General features: G+C 48.4%; 18 protein-coding genes, 3 pseudogenes and 1 riboswitch. Of the genes and pseudogenes, 18 read left to right on the top strand and 3 right to left on the bottom strand.

All coding sequences use genetic code 11. The features are described 5' to 3' along the window. The first annotated feature begins 102 nt into the window (after positions 1–102). From FU659_RS26970 to FU659_RS27000, 8 genes are all read left to right on the top strand, one after another. The gene (locus FU659_RS26970; protein ID WP_397356635.1) at positions 103–1863 is read left to right on the top strand and encodes a glycoside hydrolase family 35 protein; all 1761 of its coding nucleotides are present in this window, start codon (positions 103–105) and stop codon (positions 1861–1863) included. Between the two features lie 22 nt (positions 1864–1885). Next, positions 1886–2707 (top strand): alkaline phosphatase family protein, encoded by an 822-nt coding sequence (locus FU659_RS26975; RefSeq protein WP_147950405.1) that lies wholly within the window; start codon positions 1886–1888, stop codon positions 2705–2707. A 146-nt stretch (positions 2708–2853) separates the two neighbouring features. Then, on the top strand, positions 2854–2997 hold the full coding sequence (locus FU659_RS35860) for a hypothetical protein (RefSeq protein WP_187274426.1): 144 nt from the start codon (positions 2854–2856) through the stop codon (positions 2995–2997). 97 nt (positions 2998–3094) lie between these two features. Continuing rightward, the gene (gene abc-f / locus FU659_RS26980; protein WP_147950406.1) at positions 3095–5035 is read left to right on the top strand and encodes a ribosomal protection-like ABC-F family protein; all 1941 of its coding nucleotides are present in this window, start codon (positions 3095–3097) and stop codon (positions 5033–5035) included. A gap of 94 nt (positions 5036–5129) precedes the next feature. Next, a complete protein-coding gene (locus tag FU659_RS26985) occupies positions 5130–5828 on the top strand; it encodes a pirin family protein (RefSeq protein WP_147950407.1) in 699 nt (232 codons plus the stop codon). Between the two features lie 22 nt (positions 5829–5850). Then, entirely contained in the window at positions 5851–6183 is a 333-nt protein-coding gene (locus FU659_RS26990; protein ID WP_147950408.1) for a hypothetical protein, read from the top strand. Positions 6184–6251: 68 nt separating this feature from the next. Next, complete coding sequence (locus FU659_RS26995; protein ID WP_147950409.1) at positions 6252–7334, top strand: nitric oxide synthase oxygenase; 1083 nt, start codon at positions 6252–6254, stop codon at positions 7332–7334. A 125-nt stretch (positions 7335–7459) separates the two neighbouring features. After that, positions 7460–7978 (top strand): YbjN domain-containing protein, encoded by a 519-nt coding sequence (locus FU659_RS27000; RefSeq protein WP_147950410.1) that lies wholly within the window; start codon positions 7460–7462, stop codon positions 7976–7978. A gap of 121 nt (positions 7979–8099) precedes the next feature. Here FU659_RS27000 and FU659_RS27005 read toward each other — a convergent pair whose 3' ends face one another. Together FU659_RS27005 and FU659_RS27010 are read right to left on the bottom strand one after the other, a co-directional pair. Continuing rightward, complete coding sequence (locus tag FU659_RS27005; protein WP_147950411.1) at positions 8100–8771, bottom strand: hypothetical protein; 672 nt, start codon at positions 8769–8771, stop codon at positions 8100–8102. Between the two features lie 129 nt (positions 8772–8900). After that, a pseudogene (locus FU659_RS27010) lies at positions 8901–9861 on the bottom strand (bile acid:sodium symporter family protein). A 218-nt stretch (positions 9862–10079) separates the two neighbouring features. Beyond that, a riboswitch (TPP riboswitch) is annotated at positions 10080–10178 on the top strand. A 124-nt stretch (positions 10179–10302) separates the two neighbouring features. Between FU659_RS27010 and FU659_RS27015 the strand changes: the two are divergent. From FU659_RS27015 to FU659_RS27060, 9 genes and pseudogenes are all read left to right on the top strand, one after another. Continuing rightward, positions 10303–10919, top strand: a pseudogene (locus FU659_RS27015) (thiamine phosphate synthase). Then, positions 10920–12170, top strand: coding sequence for a glycine oxidase ThiO (gene thiO / locus FU659_RS27025; RefSeq protein ID WP_147950414.1), 1251 nt, complete (start codon positions 10920–10922; stop codon positions 12168–12170). Further along, entirely contained in the window at positions 12154–12357 is a 204-nt protein-coding gene (gene thiS / locus FU659_RS27030; RefSeq protein WP_147950415.1) for a sulfur carrier protein ThiS, read from the top strand. Before thiO ends, thiS begins: the two co-directional genes overlap by 17 nt. Positions 12358–12362: 5 nt before the next feature. Next, the gene (locus tag FU659_RS27035; RefSeq protein WP_147950416.1) at positions 12363–13130 is read left to right on the top strand and encodes a thiazole synthase; all 768 of its coding nucleotides are present in this window, start codon (positions 12363–12365) and stop codon (positions 13128–13130) included. Between the two features lie 37 nt (positions 13131–13167). Beyond that, positions 13168–14097 carry a bifunctional hydroxymethylpyrimidine kinase/phosphomethylpyrimidine kinase gene (gene thiD / locus FU659_RS27040; RefSeq protein WP_147950417.1) on the top strand — a complete coding sequence of 310 codons (930 nt, stop codon included), beginning with the start codon at positions 13168–13170 and terminating at the stop codon, positions 14095–14097. Next, a pseudogene (gene thiE, locus FU659_RS27045) lies at positions 14094–14752 on the top strand (thiamine phosphate synthase). Before thiD ends, thiE begins: the two are co-directional and overlap by 4 nt. Before the next feature lies 1 nt (position 14753). Then, positions 14754–16538 (top strand): phosphomethylpyrimidine synthase ThiC, encoded by a 1785-nt coding sequence (gene thiC / locus FU659_RS27050; protein WP_147950418.1) that lies wholly within the window; start codon positions 14754–14756, stop codon positions 16536–16538. Positions 16539–16815: 277 nt separating this feature from the next. Continuing rightward, complete coding sequence (locus FU659_RS27055) at positions 16816–17442, top strand: ArsR/SmtB family transcription factor (RefSeq protein WP_147950419.1); 627 nt, start codon at positions 16816–16818, stop codon at positions 17440–17442. 2 nt (positions 17443–17444) lie between these two features. Next, the gene (locus FU659_RS27060; protein WP_147950420.1) at positions 17445–18560 is read left to right on the top strand and encodes an aminopeptidase; all 1116 of its coding nucleotides are present in this window, start codon (positions 17445–17447) and stop codon (positions 18558–18560) included. 348 nt (positions 18561–18908) lie between these two features. On the opposite strand, the gene FU659_RS27065 is transcribed toward FU659_RS27060, so the two are convergent. Further along, positions 18909–19760, bottom strand: a complete 852-nt coding sequence (locus tag FU659_RS27065; RefSeq protein WP_147950421.1) for a helix-turn-helix domain-containing protein — start codon at positions 19758–19760, stop codon at positions 18909–18911. 198 nt (positions 19761–19958) lie between these two features. Between FU659_RS27065 and FU659_RS27070 the strand changes: the two genes are divergently transcribed. Next, positions 19959–20810, top strand: a complete 852-nt coding sequence (locus FU659_RS27070; RefSeq protein WP_147950422.1) for a sugar phosphate isomerase/epimerase family protein — start codon at positions 19959–19961, stop codon at positions 20808–20810. Positions 20811–21230 lie beyond the last annotated feature (420 nt).

Here is a 21230-nt window from a genome sequence, read left to right on the forward strand (position 1 = left end):
TGGTATAGAAATTGCTCCATTTGGAGATTGAGAAAGGATGCCCTCTCAGCGATGATGAGAGCAGACATACACTAACTATATGCATAATTCGGAGGGATGAACGTGGCTATTTTAGAGGCGAAAAAGAAGCAATTTCTATTAGATGGGAAGCCATTTCAACTGTTGTCGGGAGCGATCCATTATTTCCGCGTCGTGCCGGAGTATTGGGAAGATCGTTTATTGAAGCTCAAAGCATGCGGGTTTAATACCGTAGAGACGTATTTGCCCTGGAATTTGCATGAACCGCAAGAAAATGTGTTTAACTTCCATGGACTTGCGGACGTGGAGCAATTCATCAAGCTTGCAGGTGATCTAGGGCTGCATGTGATTGTGCGACCGAGTCCTTATATTTGTGCAGAATGGGAATTTGGCGGATTGCCTGCATGGCTGCTGCAATATTCGTCTATGAAGCTTCGTTGTATGGATACGATGTATCTGCAAAAAGTAGATCGTTACTACGATGAGTTGATTCCTCGGCTGACTCCGCTGTTAAGCACGAACGGCGGGCCAATTCTTGCGATGCAAATTGAGAATGAGTATGGCAGCTATGGCAACGATACGGCTTACTTAACCTATTTACGGGATGGGCTGGTCAAGCGCGGCGTGGATGTTTTGTTGTTTACTTCAGATGGCCCGGAGGATGGCATGCTGCAAGGCGGAACGGTTCCCGGTACGCTGGCCACGGTCAACTTCGGTTCTAAACCAGAAGAAGCTTTCGAGAAATTCCGTGAGTATCGTGAGGATGAGCCGCTTTTTTGCATGGAGTACTGGAACGGCTGGTTCGATCACTGGTTGAAGCCGCACCATACGCGCGATGCGGGGGATGTGGCGGATGTATTTGATCGTATGCTTCGCGCCGGCGCCTCTGTTAATTTTTATATGTTCCATGGAGGAACAAACTTCGGCTTCTATAATGGTGCGAACTATCAAGAGAAGTATGAGGCGACAATCACCAGCTACGATTATGATTCGCCTTTGTCTGAATGCGGAGATGAGACAGAGAAATATCGAGCGATCCGCACTGTGATTGCGAACTATTTAGGCAAAGCTGAGGAGGATTTCCCAGCATGGCCTGCACCAATTGCGAAGAAAAGCTATGGGCATATCGCTTTAATCGATAAGTCAGATATGTTCCATCATTTGTCTGCTCTTTCCGCCCCTGTGAAAAGGACCAGTCCGGAGCCGATGGAGAAGCTCGGGCAGAACTATGGATTCATCGTTTATTCAACGCATGTATCTGGACCGCGTTCCGGTGAAATGCTGCACCTTCAGGAAGTCCATGACCGCGCACAGGTTTTCTTGGACGGTGTCTACCAAGGAACGGTGGAACGATGGGATTCACGTCCAATCCAGCTGGACATTCCAGCTCAGGGTGCTAAGCTGGACATTGTGGTCGAGAATATGGGCCGCGTCAACTATGGTCCCCAATTGAAGGATTATAAAGGTATTACTGAGGGTGTGCGTTTGAACAATCAGTTCTTATTTGATTGGATGATATATCCACTCCCACTAGACAATACGGCGGCAATTCCATTCGATCGCTCCCCTAAAGGTGTGGAAGGGCTAAATCGTCCTACCTTCTATCGAGGGGAATTCACTGTCGAAGAGGCCGGGGACACCTTTGTCCGGTTAGATGGCTGGTCCAAGGGCGTTGTTTGGATTAATGGCTTTAACTTAGGACGTTATTGGGAAAAAGGGCCGCAGCGAACCTTGTATCTACCGGCACCTTTGCTGCGGGTAGGAAGCAATGAAATCATCGTATTCGAATTGCATCATACGGAGAAAGCCGTCATCGAGCTGACGGATACGCCGGATTTAGGATAATTCGCAACCGGAGGGAATCACAATGATATCAACAACGGCTATCAAAAGGGTCATCATTCTTGGTATCGACGGAGTGGGAGCATTCGTAAGCGAAGCGAGTACACCGCATATCGATCTACTGCTTACAGGAGGAGCTAAAACCATTCGTGCCCAAACAGTTTTTCCTTCGAATAGCGGGGAATGCTGGGGTTCCCTTCTGCATGGGGTATTGCCGGAGAATCATGAATCTCACTTGCATATAAAAATGGAGCGGAATTACCCGATGGATTCGGCCTCGCCCTCCTTATTTGAAATGTTGAAAAAAGAAAAGTCAGAAAGTAAAATGGCTTCTTTTGTTTCTTGGAAACCGATTCAGTCCGGTATTATCGAAGACAATGATAGGGTTTATAAATTTTCTGCACCAGATGAAGAACTGGTTCCTGCTATTGCTGCTTATCTCCGTTCCACTCCGGAGCTTAAACTGCTGTTCGTTCAGTTGGATGATGTGGATGCAGCCGGCCATCGCCATGGGTATGACTCCGAAGCGTATTTGAAGGCGATCTCACGCGCAGACGGACAGGTCGGAGAAATCAGCAGAGCCCTTATAGAAGCCGGCATGCTGGAGGATAGCTTGATTATTATTACGACGGACCACGGGGGCGGTGGTGCGGACACCTATAATCACGGCAGCGATCATCCTAAAGACATGACGATATTCTGGGGGTGTCGTGGTCCGGGCGTTTCCGTTAGTGCCGCTCTGGACGACCTGAATATCATGGATACCGCTGCTGTCGCTCTGCATGCGCTTGGCATCCCAATTCCGAGGGATTGGGATGCCAAGCTGCCGATCGGTTTGTTTGAATAGATAGAGGGGCGTTAGCGGATGAACTCACTACATTGGGAGCATGCCTGACGCTGTTTGACGAAAGAGGAAACATTAGTGTCTGGTTGCGAATCGGCCTATGGTTATGCTATTATTTCTACATCTTGAAAAAAGGAGGTGAAGGTAGGATGAATCGAGAGTTTGTGAACAACCGTGTGAGCCAGTTACCCATTGCGATGGCTGGCATCGTTCATGCATATGCCAAAGACGCGAGAAGTCTGTCTATTTATGCTTATACGGTCACACAACTCACGAAAAGACGCCTGCCTTAACCTTAATCGGATCGTTCCGAAGGTCGTGGGGAATTTTCCTGCGGCCTTTTTTGTTTGGGCTGAGAAGGGTCTTTCGAATATTAGGAGGATTCTTATTATGTTAATTGTAAACGGACAACATATCAAAAAATACCACGGTGCACAGCTTGTGCTAGAGGATGTCAATCTTGACATTCATCAGGGAGAACGAATCGGGCTTGTAGGTCGGAACGGAAGCGGTAAATCGACCCTGCTGCGTCTTGTCTCCAAGATGGAAAAACCTGATGAAGGGCAATTGACGGTACGTAAAGATACGCGAATCGGATACTTGGCTCAAATTCCATCCGCGTGGGAAAGCGGAACGGTATATGATGTGCTGGCCGCCAGCTTCCAAGGGGTACTGGAATGCCGCGCAGCAATGACCGAACTTGAGCAGCAAATGTCGAACCTCGATGTTTGCAGCGACGAAAGGCAGCTTCATCAACTGCTTAAAAGGTATGCAGACCTGCAGGAGCACTTCGAACGCGAGGGCGGCTACGAGCTGGATGCCAGCATCGATCAAGTAGCGAACGGACTTCGTATTGCGCGAGAGTTTTACGAGCGGAGCTTTGCTTCCCTATCTGGGGGCGAGAAGACGAAGATTGCCCTTGCTTCTCAGCTTATCGGCAAGCCGGATCTCCTGCTTCTGGATGAACCGACGAATCATCTGGATTTGTTCGGCGTGGAATGGCTGGAGGACTATTTGACCCATTATGAAGGTGCGTGTTTGATTGTATCGCATGATCGGTACTTTTTGGATCTGGTCGTTACGAGGATCGTGGAGCTTGAAGATGGAGAATCATCGACGTATTTCACTTCGTATACGGGCTATGTGAAGGAGAAAGAGGAAAGGCTCATACAGCAATTCGCTGATTATCAGGAACAGCAGAAGCTGATCAAAAAGATGAAAGAGACGATCAAACAACTGACGGAATGGGGGCGAGTCGGGGGCAATGAGAAGTTTTTCAGACGAGCGGCTTCTATGCAAAAAGCGCTGGATCGGATGGAGAGGCTCAAGCGCCCTGTTCTCGATCCGAAGGCTGCTGAATTCGCTCTAAAGTTAGATGACCGTTCTGGTCGCAAAGTGATTCGCTTGGAGAATGTGAACAAATGTTACGGGGAGAAAGTGCTTTTGCAGCAGGCGAGCGGTTTGCTTGAATATGGCGAGAAAGTGATGATCGTCGGGCAGAATGGCTCAGGCAAAACAACCCTGCTTAAGCTGATTCTGGGTGAGGAACAGCCAGATCAAGGGGAGCTTGAGATTGGAGCTCGAGTCGATATCGGTTATTTGGCCCAACAGGATTATCCAGATGATCATAAAAAATCCGTACTCGACTATTTTCGTGAGGAAGCACGGCTGGAAGAAGGGGAGGCGCGCGGACGTCTAGCTTCCTATTTATTCTATGGAGCCGATGTTTTCAAGTCGGTCAGTCAGCTTTCCGGAGGGGAATGGACACGATTGCGGTTAGCGCTGCTTGTGCTGCGCAAGCCGAATCTGCTCATTCTGGATGAACCGACAAACCATATGGATATTGCCTCCAGAGAGGCGCTGGAGGAAGCATTGGAGGAATTTCCGGGCACGATTCTCGCGGTAACGCATGATCGCTACTTCATGAATCGGTTGTCTCGCAAAATCTGGGAATTGGATCAAGGGAAAATTACTGTTTTCTTGGGTGATTTTGACACGTATAAAGAGAAGAAAAAAATGATAGAGCAGGATCGAGAGATGTTCGTTCAGGCCAAATCGCCAGCATCATCCTCCGGGAAACAGGTTAAAGTTGATGGATCAGCAGCTAAACCGCAAAGATCTCAGGAAACACAGACCGCGAAGCGAGAACAGCTGGAAAAGCAGATCGCGAAAGGTGAGGATAACCTTGCAAGCATGGATCAACTACTGCAGCAAAGCGATCATTCCGATACGGATAAGCTCAGCCTATTGTGGCAGGAACGAGAAGCTATTCAGGAGAGGCTGAACAAGCTGTATGAGCAATGGATGCAGGCAGAGGAAATGAACGAATAACAAGTATAATAGCCGTAATTCTGACATCGTTCCGCCATGGTACTTGGCGGTTCAAGTATGATAAGCTATAAGGACTAAGAAGGAGGCGATAGCTGTGATACAAGTATTTCCAGCACAAACGCGCAGTACAATCGATCTTGGATGGTTAACAAGCCATCGTAGCTTCTCGTTCGGGGATTATTTTGATGAAGAGAACGTAGGTTTCGGGATCATGCGTGTATGCAATGATGATGATATTGCGGAAGGTCGAGGCTTTGGTCCGCATCCGCACAGTGATATGGAAATTGTTAGCATCGTTCTCAGCGGAGCGATTAAACACGAAGATAGTTTGGGACACGTGGCAATTACGGCGGCCAATGGCGTTCAACGGATGTCTGCAGGCAGCGGCGTTATTCATGCTGAGTATAATGCATCGGAGACGGAGCCGATGAGCCTTTTCCAGCTTTGGTTTATGCCAGCGAAACGGGGGATGGAGCCCTCTTTTGAAAATGTCACCTATGAGCCTGATGCGATGATGAATGCACTTCTGCCTGTGGTTACGCCTGAGGGCGGCGAGAACAAAGCGAAGATTCATCAAGATATGAGTATCTACCTGAGCAAATTGGATGCAGGGAAAGAGCTGGTTTTCAGTCAGGGAGAGAATCGCCGCATATTTCTGATGGTCATTAGCGGGAAGCTGTCTGCCAATGCGGCTGTGTTGGAAACCAAGGACAGTGCACGTATGCAAGCTGAACAAACGGTAACCATCCGCGGTTTAGAAGATACTCATTTCATGTTAATTGATCTGCCATAATCGAGGGAAGGAGGCTTCAACGATGAAGGAAACCTTGTTGGTTAAACATGCGGTGGGCGGCCGAGCATTTATCGATACGGGTAAGAATCCCATCCCTTATTCATGGGAACATGTCGAAGGCCAATGGATTTTTACTGTGGAAATAGAGAAAGCTGAGCACATTGCAGAGCTTTTAAAATGGAAAAACGAACTCAATGTATTCATCTTTCAGGAGATTGAGCATGAATCCACCAAGAAATTGTGGTTCTATGTAGGCGACGATTCAGTTCATTACTCCGAGGAAAAAGGCGAGTTGACGATTGTAGCCAAATCCCAAATCATTTACATTCCAGACCAATTTAGCGCACAATTTTAATTACAAGGTAAGGAAGCTATTTGTCATTATATAAAAGCTGCCATGAATATCAGATCGGAGTCTTACCTATGAAAGTTCAGGATCAACTGCTGGAGAAAGCTGTCCCTTTTATCAAAGAATGTTATACCGAATTAGGCAAAAGCGCGGCTGAAATTGAGATCCGTCTTGTCGAGATTACCCGAGCCATACAGCATAAGGGTTACTATGAACATACACTGGAAGAGCTGGAGCACGGTGCGAAAATGGCATGGCGCAATAGCAACCGATGTATTGGACGTTTGTTCTGGGAGACGCTGACAATAAAAGATGCACGTCATCTTGTAACGGAAGAACAGATGGCAGAAGCACTTCTAAGCCATATCGAAATAGCGACAAATGGCGGTAAGATTCGTCCGGTGACCACCATCTTTCCACCTGTGCATGACCAGAGCGAAGCGTTCAAAATCTGGAACGAACAGCTTATTCGCTATGCATGCTATGAGACGGAGGAAGGTCTGGTTGGCGATCCGGCTTCACTAAGCTTTACGAAGCAATGTCAATCTCTCGGATGGCAAGGAGCGGGAACTCCTTATGATGTGCTGCCGCTCTTGGTTCAAATCGGGGAGAGAGCACCTCGCTGGTTTGAAATCCCAAGCAGCTTGGTCCTGGAGGTGAATATCTCACATCCGGAGATAGAGGCTTTCGAACAGTTGAAGCTGCAGTGGTATGCTGTGCCAATAGTTTCGAACATGCGACTTGAAATTGGCGGCATTACCTATCCCGCGGCTCCATTTAACGGTTGGTATATGGGAACCGAGATTGGAGCAAGGAACTTTGCGGACGCAACTAGGTATAACATGCTGCCGCGTGTAGCCTCAGTCATGGGGTTGGATACACGCCGGGATGCTTCATTGTGGAAAGACCGAGCTCTGGTTGAGTTAAATGTTGCTGTGCTATATTCTTATCAGAAGCAAGGGGTAGCCATCGTGGATCATCATACGGCGGCCAGACAATTTCAACGTTTTGAAGAAAATGAACAGAAGATTGGCCGCGATGTGACCGGTGACTGGTCGTGGTTGATTCCGCCACTTTCACCGGCGACGACGCATGTGTTTCATCAACACTATGACAATGAAATGAAGCTCCCTAATTTTTTCTATCAGAATGAATAGAAGGAAAGTATGAAAGTCTGCTTGCCGTTCGCAGTTGCTGTGTGAATGTGCAGTAGGCTTTTTAACTAATAGCAGCACCTGATGACTCACAGGCGGCTGAAGAATTGGAAGAAGGAGGCGAGCATATGCAGCCAGAGATAGTTCATGCGCGACATTTGGCGCAATTGGGGTTGCTGAAAGAGATTTTAGACGAAACAGGTTTAGCTACGAATTTATTGGAAAAGTCGGACGCAATTCCGCTTCATGTACTGATAGCGGGCTTTCAAGAAGATAAAAAGGGGCGGGAACGCTTCCTGCATTTCAGCTTCTTGCCGTTAAACGATGATGAAATCGGAGCTATTCAATTATTGCAAATTTATAGTACGCTGCCATTTCATCTCCAAGAGGGATCACGTGATGCAACGGCTGCCGTACTATTGGCAGTCAATACGAGATTGCCTATCGGCCATTTCGGTATTAACGAACAGAACGAACTGCATTATCGCTATGTATACAGCATCTCAGCAGCTCGTTCTTTTGAGAGTGAAGAGGTTTTGGAAACTTTAAGTTTATTCGTTTACATGTGCGATATGTTTGCAGAGCATGTGGAATTGGTGGCAAGTGGCGAGGCTGGGGCCGAACAGGTTATTCAAGCCTTGAGCTAACGGCATGCCACACCAGATTGCCCGAATTGCAAATAAGCCTCCATCACCACTGAAGTGGTGTTTGGAGGCTTATTTGTTTAAAACTTCGATACGACGTGGTTAGAATGTGTAAGTAGGCAGGTTACTTTAGTTTGCTTTGCAGCAATTCGACGAGTTGTGTACCAGGGTCTTTCATTTCCCCAGTCGGACGGTTTCCATTGTTGTTTTGACCGCCATTACCATTCCCGAATCTCTTGCCGCCCGATGGACCTTGATCAGCACCGTTCGCAGTTCCGCCACCAGCAGAACTTGGATTACTTGACGCATCCGGGGTTTTGCCGGTATCTCCGCTTTGTGCATTCTGATTGCCGTTTCCGCCAGCATTCCCCCCGCCATTACCCCGGTTGTTCATCCGATTCCCTTGATCTTCCATGAATTTCTTCTGGGCATCCGTCAGCTTCTCAAGCAGTTTGGTCTTGTTGTCATCGCTGAGCTCGGCTTTGGAAATAATATCCTGCGCGACTGGGAGCATGCTTTGTGCTTGATCTTTGGTGATAGTTAACCCATCTGTCTTATCAAGTCTAAGGAGTGTTTGGAAGGTGTTGAATAGTTGTCTTTGTCCTTCATTCATTGTAGGTCTATTTTGACCTGATTGCTTCTTATCTGTGGAAGCTTGTCCACTTTGTTGTTGAGGCTGAGTTGTGCTTCCCGCTGCCGCAGCTGCGTTTTGAGCAGTCGGTTGATTTCCGCATCCGCTTAACAGTGCGGGTATAAGTACGCACATGCCAGCTAGTTTACTTATTTTATTTCTCATGATTTCCTTCACTCCTATCTTTTACCTGCATAAACAAGCTTACATGCCAATTATGAACAAATCGAGAAGTGAAGCTGAAAGGCAGATAAAAGTTAGCTTAAAATCACATGAGCATGGAAAAGTTGCGGTCTAGTTTTCAGACACAACGGGCTTCAAAGCGTATCGTCGGTTCAATAAAAAGCCAAACAGGGAAGCGAGCGACTGCTGGAACAGCATGCCAAGTACAACAGGGATGGCGACTGGAGGAGGAAAATAAGCAACTGCGAGAACAGCGCCCGCGCTTATATTGCGCATTCCCCCGTTGAAGGTCAGTGCTACGACGATGTCCTGCTGCCATCCCATGAGTTTGGCGACAAGCCAGCCTATCATGTAGCCGAGTGAAGCTATGACCAGAACAAACCCGGCTAAACCTAGCAATTTCGTATCAATATCTCTCAAATAGGGGGCGATGACGGAGCTGTTAATAGCGACAACGATGCCCATGGCTATTTTCGAAAAAGGACCTAAACGACCACTCCACTTTTCTTTGATTTTTCCATCTGTCCATTGATTCAGCAGCATGCCGATTAAAGAGGGAACGACGATCATAAAGAAAAAGACCCTTCATCATAGCCAGTGAATCCATCTGTACTTTCGCGCCTACCAAAGCAGAAAGTGTGAAGGGAACAACAAAAGGCGAGAGAACGGTATCCACGAGAATGATGGATAGCGTGAGTACGATGTTCCCTTTATAAATAGCTACCCAAACAAAACTGGTAATACCCGTAGGTATAGCAGCAGCCAAGATGAGACCCGTGACAGTCAAAGGCTCATGTCCATATACAACATGTCCGAGCCCCATCGCGATAAGAGGCATGACCACGTGAAGAATCAATAACGTGGTGATCAGCGGAAGCGGTTGAACGACAATTTTGACGAACTCTCTGAAGCTGGAGCTTATACTTCCTGAGAACGTCATGAATGCAAAAATCCAAGGTGATAAATAGGTGAAGCCGGATAAATGACTGCCTAGCAAAACACCGATAAGCACGCTGATAGGTGTAATCAATGGCAAGATTTTTTCTAACCTGCGATTCAATTGGAGCAGCATCTAGGTGAACATCCTTCCCTTACTTGCTTTTACTATGTGCCATGAAGCTCTCTGGAAAATTGAGCCGGGGCACAGAATACAGATACCCAGATGGGTTTTCTGTCTTACGTCCCTATTATAAGAGTAATCAGATGGACTGACTATAAGGAGATGAATTGAAAATTTGCTGTTTCCAACTGTTGGATGACGTGCTATGATAAATAGCAATTGAATGAAACATGAATCCCTAGGGGCGCCGTAAGGCTGAGACAGAGTAATCTGAACCCTTTGAACCTGAACTGGGTTATACCAGCGGAGGAAAGTGGAACTTGCCATCGGAGCCCATCTATGCATTTTTGTTATGGCACCCTACAACCACTTTTCTTTGGAGAAGTGGTTTTTTTGTTTTCAAAATAGACGCTATATAAGAAATAAAAGGGTTCGAAGGAGCTGATCACATAGATGTCAAGGTATGAGCTTCATGTCGTTTCAAATGGAAGGCTGACGTGGAAGGAGTTAACGGCGATTGCGGTCAACATCCATCCTCACGTAACAGCGATTCATATTCGCGAAAAGGAAAAGTCCGTGGATGAGATTATCGAGGGTTTGCAGTTCCTATTGGAAGCAGGCGTTCCTGCCAAAAACCTATATCTGAATGGCTACCCGTCTATAGCAGCGGACATGCAATTGGGCGGCGTACAGATGCCGGGTCATATGCCACCGCTTCCAACAATTCCAGGAGGGGGGAGTAGGAAGCGGATCGGAGTTTCGGTACATAGCGCTGAGGAAGCTAAGCAGCGAGAACGGGAAGGAGCGGACTACGTCTTGTACGGTCATATTTTCCGACGATATCCAAGCTGGATACGCCTGCCAGAGGGTTGAAAAAGCTGCGAGAAGTGGTAGGACAATTAGCGATTCCGCTTATTGCCATTGGTGGAATAACACCAGATCGAGTAAGGTCTGTGATCGAAGCTGGAGCTTCCGGGATAGCGGTGATGAGCGGGATTTGGGAAGCAGTGGACCCGCTGGAAGCCGTGCATGCTTATACAAAAGCATTGCTGCGCATGGAGGTGAGTTAGATGACGATTACCAAACAAGTGATTATCGTTGGCGGGGGCGTTATTGGTTCATCTATTGCCTACTACTTGGCTAAGCGAGGTCAATCCGTCACCCTGCTTGAACGCGGCCGCTTAGGTACGGAAGCCTCGGCAGCAGCAGCGGGAATGCTCGGCGCACAGTCTGAAATGGAGGATACAGGCCCGCTTTTCCAATGGGCCCGACATAGCCGAGCCATGTTCCCCCAGCTCGCGGAGGAATTGAAAGATCTCACGGGCATCGATATCGGCCTCGTCCGTGAAGGGCTGCTGAACGTCGCGTTTAGCGATGTTCAAGAGCAAGAGCTGCGCGAGAGAGAGAAGCTTCAGCGCGCAGCGGGCGAGAAGGCTGAATGGCTGAGCGCAGCTGCAGCTGTCAAGCTTGAGCCTGCGCTAAACAGGGCAACGCGTGGAGCGTTATACCTGCCGGGCGATGGGCAGGTTGAGGCTCCGCGGCTGGCGGCAGCGTTCGCGCAAGCGGCTCAGGTACTTGGGGCGAAGGTGCAACAATTCGTCCAAGTTCAAGGGTTGTTGACGGAGCAAGGGAGAGTCTGCGGCGTCCTAACGAGCGATGGTTCGCTTTATGGCGAGCACATTATCGTGGCGTCGGGCGTATGGAGCGGACAGCTCTTGGCAGGCATAGATGTCCATTTGCCGCTTTATCCCGTGAAAGGCGAATGCTTCTCCGTCCATACGACAGTGCCGCTGCTTCACAAAACCCTCTTCACGCCAGGGTGCTACATTGTTCCCAAAGCCGGGGGCCGGCTGCTGATCGGCGCGACTGTTGTGCCGAACAGCTATGACCGTAAGGTTTCGCTCTCGGGACTCGGCGAACTGATGGAGCGAGCCAAGCAGTTGATGCCCGCAATCAGCGAAGCGGAGTGGGAGAAAGCATGGTCGGGACTGCGGCCGCAGACGCCGGATGGAATGCCGTATATTGGCAAAGTGCCGCAGTACGAAGGGCTATACGCGGCATGCGGACATTATCGCAATGGTATTCTGCTAAGTCCAATCACCGGTAAGGTGATATCGGAAATGATTGTGGGGAAGGCAGACGAGGTGCTGCAGCCTGAGCTGGACTTAACCATGACCGAGAGTACTAGTCATGCCATCGAGCCGTGGTTGGATGCTTTTCGTCCAGATCTGTCGGCATATAGCAGCCGGATAGGACGACAGGAAAAGGAACAAGTTTTGGAAAATGGAAAGGAGCTGTCCCGAAGTGAAGCTGCATATTAATGGCCAAATCGTAGATGTTCCGGCGTCAATTCAGACCATCAGCGAGCTGCTTGCGCATTTTGAATTAGGAGAGAAAGTGCTTGTCGTGGAGCACAATGAAACTATTTTACAAAAAGAAGATCATGCCACGGCCGCTCTTGCGGAAGGTCATAAAATTGAGATTGTACATTTTGTCGGAGGGGGATAAATCAGATGTTGAAAATTGGTTCTTACGAGTTTACATCACGCTTGCTGCTGGGTACGGGGAAATTTCCGGATTTTAGTATTCAAAAAGAGGCTGTTGCAGTTAGTGAATCCCAGATATTGACGTTCGCTGTGCGTCGGATGAATATTTTTGAAGCGAGTCAGCCGAATTTCCTATCGATGCTCGATGTGTCCAAGTTCACTTTATTACCGAATACAGCTGGCGCCAAAACGGCTGAAGAAGCTGTTCGTATTGCCAAGCTAGCTAAAGCATCGGGACTTTGCGACATGATTAAAGTGGAAGTGATCGGGGATGAGAAGACGCTGCTGCCTGATCCGATTGAAACTTTGAAAGCATCGGAAATGCTGCTCGAGGAAGGATTTATTGTGCTTCCGTATACCTCGGATGATGTCCTTTTAGCTAAACGCTTGCAAGCACTTGGCGTGCATGCCATTATGCCGGGCGCTTCACCGATTGGAACGGGGCAAGGCATTATTAATCCGCTCAATCTAAGCTTCATTATTGAACAGGCCACCGTACCGGTCATCGTGGACGCAGGCATAGGCGCTCCTTCCGATGCTGCGCTTGCCATGGAGATGGGGGCAGACGGCGTGCTGCTGAATACAGCGGTATCGGGTGCCAAAGATCCGGTCAAAATGGCTTATGCCATGAAGCTTGCGATTGAAGCAGGACGTGCCGGCTTTGAGGCAGGAAGAATTCCTAAGAAACGCTATGCCTCGGCAAGCAGCCCTATGGAAGGCTTCAGTCGTTCTTAATCGTTAATGAGCATATTGCGGAAAGGGGAGAGTTCATGTGCCTATTTCTAAAGCGTTGACCATCGCGGGCTCCGACAGCGGAGGAGGAGCGGGCATACAAGCGGATTTGAAGACGTTTCAGGAGCTGGGCGTTTACGGCATGTCCGTGATTACGGCTGTTACGGCCCAGAATACGCTTGGCGTGCAGGGCGTGTATCCGATGAGCGCCGAGGCAATCGAGCAGCAGTTGGCCTCCATTGGCAATGATTTATCACCGGATGCGCTCAAAACAGGGATGTTATTCAGCGGTGAAATTATTCGAACAGTAGCTACAGCGATCAAGACCTATCAATGGGAACGAGTTGTCGTCGATCCCGTTATGATCGCAAAAGGCGGTGCTTCCTTACTGCAGCAAGAGGCCATCGATGCGATGATTCAACATTTACTCCCGCTTGCCACTGTTGTAACGCCGAATATGCCGGAGGCTGAGGCGCTCAGTGGGATGAGGATTACGGACAGTGCTTCGTGTCAACAGGCAGCGCTGCGGATTTATCAATACGGTTGCAAAAACGTCATGATCAAAGGCGGTCATGACGAGGGGAATACGGAATATGCGACAGATCTCTTGTTTGACGGAGAGACGTTCACTGAATTTTCGTCCAGACGCTTACAAACTAGGCATACACACGGAACGGGCTGCACCTTTGCTGCGGCTATTGCTTCGGGTTTAGCCCAAGGTTTATCCACAAAAGAGGCGTTCCAGCTAGCCAAAAGTTTCATACAAGCAGCTATTGCAGAACCCTTGCATGTCGGAGGCGGACATGGGCCGACCAACCATTGGGCCTATCAGCGGGGAGTCAGGCAGCGTGCAGCACTTGGGCAGGGTGAGGGATTTAATCACGAAGCCGCTAGCGATGGCAGGATTTCCCGTGCAGACATGGATCCCATTATCGTCAATGAGAATGTTCCAATCCGAGGTGCACGATGACTAGTGAGCAGCTTCGTAAAGCGCTGCGCTTGTATTTGGTTATGGGCAGCCCGAATTGCAGCGGGGCTGACCCGTTCGCGGTTCTTGAGGCCGCAATTGCCGGCGGCATCACGATGTTTCAGTACCGTGAGAAGGGCGCCGGGGCCCTGCAGGGGCAGGCGAAGCTCGAGCTTGGCGCTCGGCTGCGCGGCTTATGCGCGCAGCATGCGATCCCCTTCATCGTTAACGATGATGAAGGGCTGGCTCTAGAGCTTGCGGCCGATGGCATTCACATCGGCCAAGATGACGCCCCAGCCGCCGCCGTGCGGCAGCGGCTGCCGGGCAAGATCGTGGGCGTATCGGCCCACGATCTTGGCGAAGCCCAGTCGGCGGTGGCCGAAGGCGCCGACTACTTGGGCGTAGGGCCCCAATACGCCACGCGCACGAAGCTCGATGCGCGTGAGGTCCAGGGGCCCGCAGGGATTGAACGGATGCGCGCAGGCGGCATCGACTCCCGCTTGTCGGTATCGGCGGTATCGATACCGCAGGCGCCCCGGCGGTTATCCGCGCCGGAGCGGATGGCATTGCCGTTGTGAGCGCGATTTCGCAGGCGCCATCCCCCCGCGAAGCAGCAGCAGAGCTGCTTCGAATCCTAACAAAAGAGAGAGGGATATAACGTGACAACACCCCCTAATCAATCTGTTAAAAATGTGGAAATTTCTGCTTTTCCAGGCAGTCGCAAGGTATACGTGCAAGGCTCCAGACCAGATATTCAAGTGCCCATGAGGGAAATCGCTTTGGGCACCTCGACGAATATGTTCGGAGAAGAAGTGGCGAATGAGCCCGTTCAAGTGTATGACACCAGCGGTGTCTATACCGACGTAGAGCTTAAGACCAATATTCGTCAAGGCCTTCCAGCGAATCGCTTACCTTGGATTGAAGAGCGGGGAGATGTTGAATCTTATGTCGGCCGCGAAGTGAAACCAGAGGATAACGGACTTTCTTCCACGGAAGCAAGTGGGGCTGTCGAGATATTCCCAGGTCTGCATCGCAGACCACTGCGAGCAAAGTCAGGAGGTAACGTAACGCAACTTCATTACGCCCGCAAAGGCATTGTGACGCCGGAAATGGAGTATATCGCCATCCGCGAAAATCTTGATGCCGAATTCGTGCGCAAGGAAGTGGCGATAGGCCGTGCCATCATCCCTTCCAATATCAACCATCCTGAAAGTGAGCCGATGATTATCGGTCGCAACTTCCTAGTAAAAATTAACGCCAACATCGGTAATTCCGCGGTCGCCTCCTCCATTGAGGAAGAGGTCGAGAAAATGACATGGGCCACACGTTGGGGGGCCGATACCATTATGGATTTATCGACAGGCAAACATATACATACGACACGTGAATGGATTATCCGCAATTCACCGGTTCCTGTCGGTACGGTTCCTCTCTATCAGGCATTGGAGAAAGTGAATGGCAAAGCCGAAGATCTCACATGGGAAGTGTACCGTGATACGTTAATTGAACAGGCTGAGCAGGGTGTCAGTTATTTCACCATCCATGCCGGCGTGCTATTACGCTACATTCCGATGACGGCTAAACGAGTAACGGGGATTGTTTCGCGTGGAGGGTCGATCATGGCGGCGTGGTGTCTTGCGCATCACCAAGAGAACTTTCTTTATACCCATTTCGAAGATATTTGCGAAATTATGAAAGCCTATGATGTCGCCTTCTCCCTCGGAGACGGTCTTCGACCGGGTTCGATCGCGGATGCGAACGATGAAGCACAGTTTGCGGAGCTGGAAACTCTCGGCGAATTAACCAACATCGCTTGGCGGCATGACGTCCAAGTCATGGTTGAGGGGCCGGGTCATGTGCCGATGCACATGATTAAGGAAAACATGGATCGTCAGCTGGAGGTTTGCAAGGAAGCGCCGTTCTACACGCTTGGGCCGCTGACGACAGATATTGCGCCGGGCTACGACCATATCACCTCCGCGATCGGAGCGGCGATGATTGGTTGGTTCGGCACGGCGATGCTGTGTTATGTGACGCCGAAGGAACATCTCGGCCTCCCGAATAAGAATGACGTCCGCGAAGGCGTCGTCACTTACAAAATCGCCGCTCATGCGGCCGATTTGGCGAAGGGCCATCCGGGCGCGCAAATACGCGATAACGCACTTTCGAAGGCGCGTTTTGAGTTCCGCTGGCGCGATCAGTTCAATCTCTCGCTCGATCCGGAGCGCGCGATTGAATATCACGATGAGACGCTCCCTGCTGAAGGCGCGAAGACGGCACACTTTTGCTCCATGTGCGGACCCAAATTTTGCAGCATGCGGATAACGCAAGATATTCGGCAATATGCGCATGCACAGGGGCTGGAAGACGAGGCAGCGCTAAGCAGCGGTATGCAAGAAAAGGCGAGGGAGTTCCGCGAAGCGGGAAGTCATATTTATAGCTAATTTATCCGGGGACGTTTCCACCTTAATGGGTGACAGAAACGTCCCTTTTTGCTACCATAGAGAAAAGAAAACTTCGGTAGTCCTTTAAAGTGCTGAAATATGCAGCGGGGATGTTCATGCTTGTCAAACCCGCAATTGACATGAATTCTTTTTCGCATTATGATACGGTTAAAAAGATTTGACCGTCGTTTAATTAATTCCGATAAGGGGTTAAGGTTGACCAAACGGCTTGTGGATAACAGCTGAATTGGTAAATGAGAAGGAGGTCGAATCGAGGATGAAGCTGCAACCGGTATATATTATTCAGGATCTCGAACAATTAAAGACGGTGAGCGATCCACTTCGTGCGAAGGTGTTGCTTTATTTAATAGAGAAAGCTTACACAGGTCAGCAATTGGCTAAACTGCTAGGGATGGCTCGCGCAAAAGTACATTATCATTTGAATGAGTTGGAAAAGCACGGCTTTATTTTAGTTATTCGTACCGAGCTCAAAAATGGCATCCTGCAAAAATTTTATCGCGCAGTTGCACGCGGCTTCGTGCCCAGTGAAGAATTGCTTCCCTATGTATCCGAGGTAGAGAACTATTATCGGGAAACGACTTTGAATGTATTGGGACGGGCAAGGCTAAGAGCAATCGCAGCTCCGGAGGAAGCTTTTCAGATTCCATCACCGGACCGCGCGCAGTGGCATCGGATGGCAACGCAGCTTGAGGTGAAGATGAGCAAGGAGAAATTTGCGGAGTGGCTAAGCAAATTTCGCTCTCTGATTTTTGAATTGGATCAGCAGCAAGAGGAGAATGGCGAGTGGTTTTATTTGACCACGGTAGGCTTTCAGATTAATGAACCATCCTTTGTATGGGATGAGGAGACTGAAGTAGAAGTGGACGAAGAAGAGGAGAGATAACGATGCTGGACCCAAGATTAACGAGACTGGCCGATGTACTTGTCAATTATTCTGTTAAAGCGCAGCCAGGCGAACATATTTTGATCGAAGCCTATGGCATCGATGCTGCTTTAGTCAAAGAACTCGTCAAAAAGGTGCATGCGGCAGGCGCGCATCCTTTTGTAAATATACGAGACCATGCGATTCAGCGTCAGTTGATTATGGAAGGCACGGAAGCGCAAATGCAAGCGTGGGCTGATGCGGATGCTTTCCAAATGAAGCAAATGCAAGGTTACATAGGCGTGCGTGGCGGAGTTAACAGTTATGAACTATCCGATATTCCGGCTGATCGCATGAAGCTGTATAATTCTATTTACTATCAACAAGTTCATTTTGATATCCGCGTGAAGGATACGAGATGGGTTGTTCTTCGCTACCCGACGTCCTCCATGGCACAGCTTGCCAGTATGAGTACGGATGCCTTCGAGGAATTCTACTTTAATGTATGTACGATGGATTACGGGAAAATGTCCAAAGCTATGGATTCCCTGAAAGAGCTGATGGATCGCACGGATAAAGTTCGTTTGGTTGGCCCGGGTACGGATTTGACGTTCTCCATCAAAGGGATCGGCGGCGTCAAATGTGATGGTGAGCTCAACATCCCGGACGGCGAAGTTTACTCGGCTCCCGTACGCGATTCTGTCAACGGTGTCATTTCTTTTAATACGCCTACGCCTCATGATGGCTTCATATTTGAGGATATTGTGCTTGAATTCGAAAATGGTAAAATCATCAAGGCAACGGCGAACGATACAGATCGCATTAACGAAATTTTCGATATGGATGAAGGCGCACGTTATGTAGGCGAATTCGCCATTGGCGTAAATCCTTACATTCAACATCCGATGAAGGACACGCTGTTTGACGAGAAGATTGATGGCAGCTTCCACTTCACCCCAGGCAACTGTTACGATGATGCTTACAATGGCAACAAATCCTCGCTGCATTGGGATATTGTTAATATTCAGCGTCCAGAATACGGCGGCGGCGAAATTTGGTTCGATGACGTGTTGATTCGTAAAGATGGCATTTTCGTTCTGCCGGAACTTCTGCAACTGAACCCGGAAAACTTGAAATAAGCATATTGAAAGAAGCCCTATCCCCCTTTTTGTGGGGATAGGGCTTTTTTTGACCACATATAAAAGTATACATTTTCAGTTGCCGAATAACGTTTTCTTATTGTCGATAAAACCAACCTCTAAACGCGTCGCTCATCATTGAATGGCCTCAATCTGGAAAGATAACACTGTTTTTCAGTGTTACAGCAGCAAGTACAAGCAGCAGTTCCACTTTAACGCTGAAAACCGTGCTTACAAGTAGATAAGTAGATCGAAAAGTAACATATTTGGAAAGATAACACTGTGGGAAGCCAGGCCCAACCTAAGGCAAATCGATGCAGTTCCAACTACACAGAGTCAGAAAGGCCGCTACACCCTTTTCTGAAGCGCTTGGTACTGTCTAGGCGGCAGGCCGACTGCTTTCTTGAACGTGCGAATGAAATTGGAATAATCGTTGAAACCTGCTTGCTGGCACGTATCGGTAACGGTGCAGCCTTCTCGCAGCAGCAGCTTCGCTTTGGCGATTCGCTTAAATAAGATATGCTCGTGGATGGTACTGCCCGTATGCTTTTTGAATAGACGGCAAAGATAAGAACGGTTCATAAATACGACGTGCTCGAGTACATCGAGCGAGAGGTCTTGGTCGAGATTTTCGTCAATATAGGTGAGAAGCGAAAGCAATTTGTCGGGAATCATGACTTGCTCCACTTGTTTGCCTTGGCTTTGAAAAGTACGATTAATAAACACGAGCAGCTCGATAAAAGCAGCGACGTATAAGATTTCTGCACCAGGACGGGCTTGCGAGCGGCTGTGAATGTCCATACGCTCATAGAGCTTCATGATATCATCAATTTGCTGCGGCGTTAGGCGCATACGATTTTGTTCGCCAAAGGTGCGCTGGTCAAAGCAAGCAAGCAGATTGAATTCATGGGAACTGAAGGCTTCGATCAGTTTAGGATTAAAATGGATCACGATGTTCTCGTAACGTTGGTTTTTGGACTGGAAGTTAGGTCTGTGCAATTCGTTGCTGTGCATAATAAGGAGATCGCCGTATTGCAGAGTGTAGACCTGCTTCTCTATAAAATAGTGAACATCACCGGTTAGAAAAAAATAAATTTCATAAAGATCTTGGTGCTGATGGAAATCCAAAGGAGAAGGATCATGGGTGACAGCATGCCTGAAGGTTATGGAATTGTGTAGATTTTTATACAGTTCCTGCATGTTCGTTCTCCTCTGTCTAGTTGGAGTCAATTTAAGCAAACTTTTGCCCAATTAATGCAATGAATACGTTTTTAGTATACTGCAAAATAAAGAGGAGATAAACCCAAGCTTCTGTTGACCACGCAAGTGTTCTTGCAAGAATGTAAGACGATACCTATGAAGCAAGTATTCTTGCTTAAACTTTAAGGAGGATTTATTGTGAAATTATCCGTATTTACTGTTTCCACACCTGACTTAACACCGGAAGAATTGGCGCAGTCCATCGTAGCTGCAGGAATTGACGGCATTGAATGGCGTTTCAAAGACATCCCTGCGGATGCGGCACAAGAAAAACCTTCGTTCTGGAGAAATAATCTTTGCTCGATAGATCCTGGAGCTACAGATGAAGAATTGGAACGCTTTCGTCTTGTTGCCATCAACAATAATTTGGTTAACTTGAGCGTAACTCCTTACTTGACGAGTGGTGATGTGGCAAGCACGGAGCGCGTATTTCAAGTAGCTAAAAAGGTTGGAGCATCTTTTATCCGCGTTGGAGTGCCTGTCTATGATAGTAGCCAAAATTATAATGACCTATATGCAGGTGCTGTGGACTACTTACATCATGTACAAGAATTGTCTCAGCAATATGGCGTCAAGGGTTTATTGGAAACTCACCACAAGACAATCACACCTAGTGCAGGTTTAGTACACCGATTAGTCTCCGGTTTCAATCCTGATCACGTTGGCGTTCTTCATGATGCAGGTAACATGGTGCATGAAGGCTATGAGAATCATCGTATGGGTCTTGAATTGTTAGGTCCTTACTTAGCGCATGTTCATGTTAAAAATGCGCACTGGGTACCAACGGGCGAGGAAGAAGCTGGTGTTAAGCTTTGGAAAAGCGATTGGTCTCCGCTGGATAATGGCGTTGTCAATTGGAAAGCGGTGCTTGGTGATCTTAAAGCAATTGGCTATGACGGCTATCTGGGCATTGAAGATTTCAGCGGTCAATACAACTCGCATGAGATGCTGCTCAATTTTGTAACAAAAGTGAAGCAATGGTTGGCCTAAATTTTCACGGAAATTCATATAAAGCCTTAGTCGTTGTCAGTTGTCAGCGGGTAGGGCTTTTTTTGACTGTTAAGCCATATTGATCTGTAAGCCGTGATTTGTGTAAGTTGAGCGGTCTTGGTGTGCTTGGTGGACTTTTGTATATCTTTGCCATGGCTTCATGGTTGTCCTTTATATGCGTCTTATGCCCTTTTTTCCTTTTGATGAACAGCTTTCGCAAACTCGTGACTTCAGTCGTGAGTTAGAAAATTTCGGATAGGGCGTGGCTTTTGCCACGTCAACGATCCGAAACATATCTAGGAAACGGGTACAAACCATGCCATGTAGCGAACATATGTGCTATAATAGATGTATATGCCAAGACGAAAGGAGGTCGTGTTCGCCATGTTGCATCATAAAGCATTCAAATTTCGAATATTC

This window comes from Paenibacillus sp. N3.4 (assembly GCF_008017805.1).
Taxonomy (GTDB): domain Bacteria; phylum Bacillota; class Bacilli; order Paenibacillales; family NBRC-103111; genus Paenibacillus_E.

Coding starts and splice junctions, on each gene's coding strand:
- FU659_RS26990 (WP_147950408.1), top strand. CDS start 5,851: ATGAAGGAAACCTTGTTGGTTAAACATGCGGTGGGCGGCCGAGCATTT.
- abc-f (WP_147950406.1), top strand. CDS start 3,095: ATGTTAATTGTAAACGGACAACATATCAAAAAATACCACGGTGCACAG.
- FU659_RS27035 (WP_147950416.1), top strand. CDS start 12,363: ATGTTGAAAATTGGTTCTTACGAGTTTACATCACGCTTGCTGCTGGGT.
- thiO (WP_147950414.1), top strand. CDS start 10,920: ATGACGATTACCAAACAAGTGATTATCGTTGGCGGGGGCGTTATTGGT.
- FU659_RS35860 (WP_187274426.1), top strand. CDS start 2,854: ATGAATCGAGAGTTTGTGAACAACCGTGTGAGCCAGTTACCCATTGCG.
- FU659_RS27055 (WP_147950419.1), top strand. CDS start 16,816: ATGAAGCTGCAACCGGTATATATTATTCAGGATCTCGAACAATTAAAG.
- FU659_RS27000 (WP_147950410.1), top strand. CDS start 7,460: ATGCAGCCAGAGATAGTTCATGCGCGACATTTGGCGCAATTGGGGTTG.
- FU659_RS27005 (WP_147950411.1), bottom strand. CDS start 8,771: ATGAGAAATAAAATAAGTAAACTAGCTGGCATGTGCGTACTTATACCC.
- FU659_RS26975 (WP_147950405.1), top strand. CDS start 1,886: ATGATATCAACAACGGCTATCAAAAGGGTCATCATTCTTGGTATCGAC.
- FU659_RS26995 (WP_147950409.1), top strand. CDS start 6,252: ATGAAAGTTCAGGATCAACTGCTGGAGAAAGCTGTCCCTTTTATCAAA.
- FU659_RS27060 (WP_147950420.1), top strand. CDS start 17,445: ATGCTGGACCCAAGATTAACGAGACTGGCCGATGTACTTGTCAATTAT.
- FU659_RS27065 (WP_147950421.1), bottom strand. CDS start 19,760: ATGCAGGAACTGTATAAAAATCTACACAATTCCATAACCTTCAGGCAT.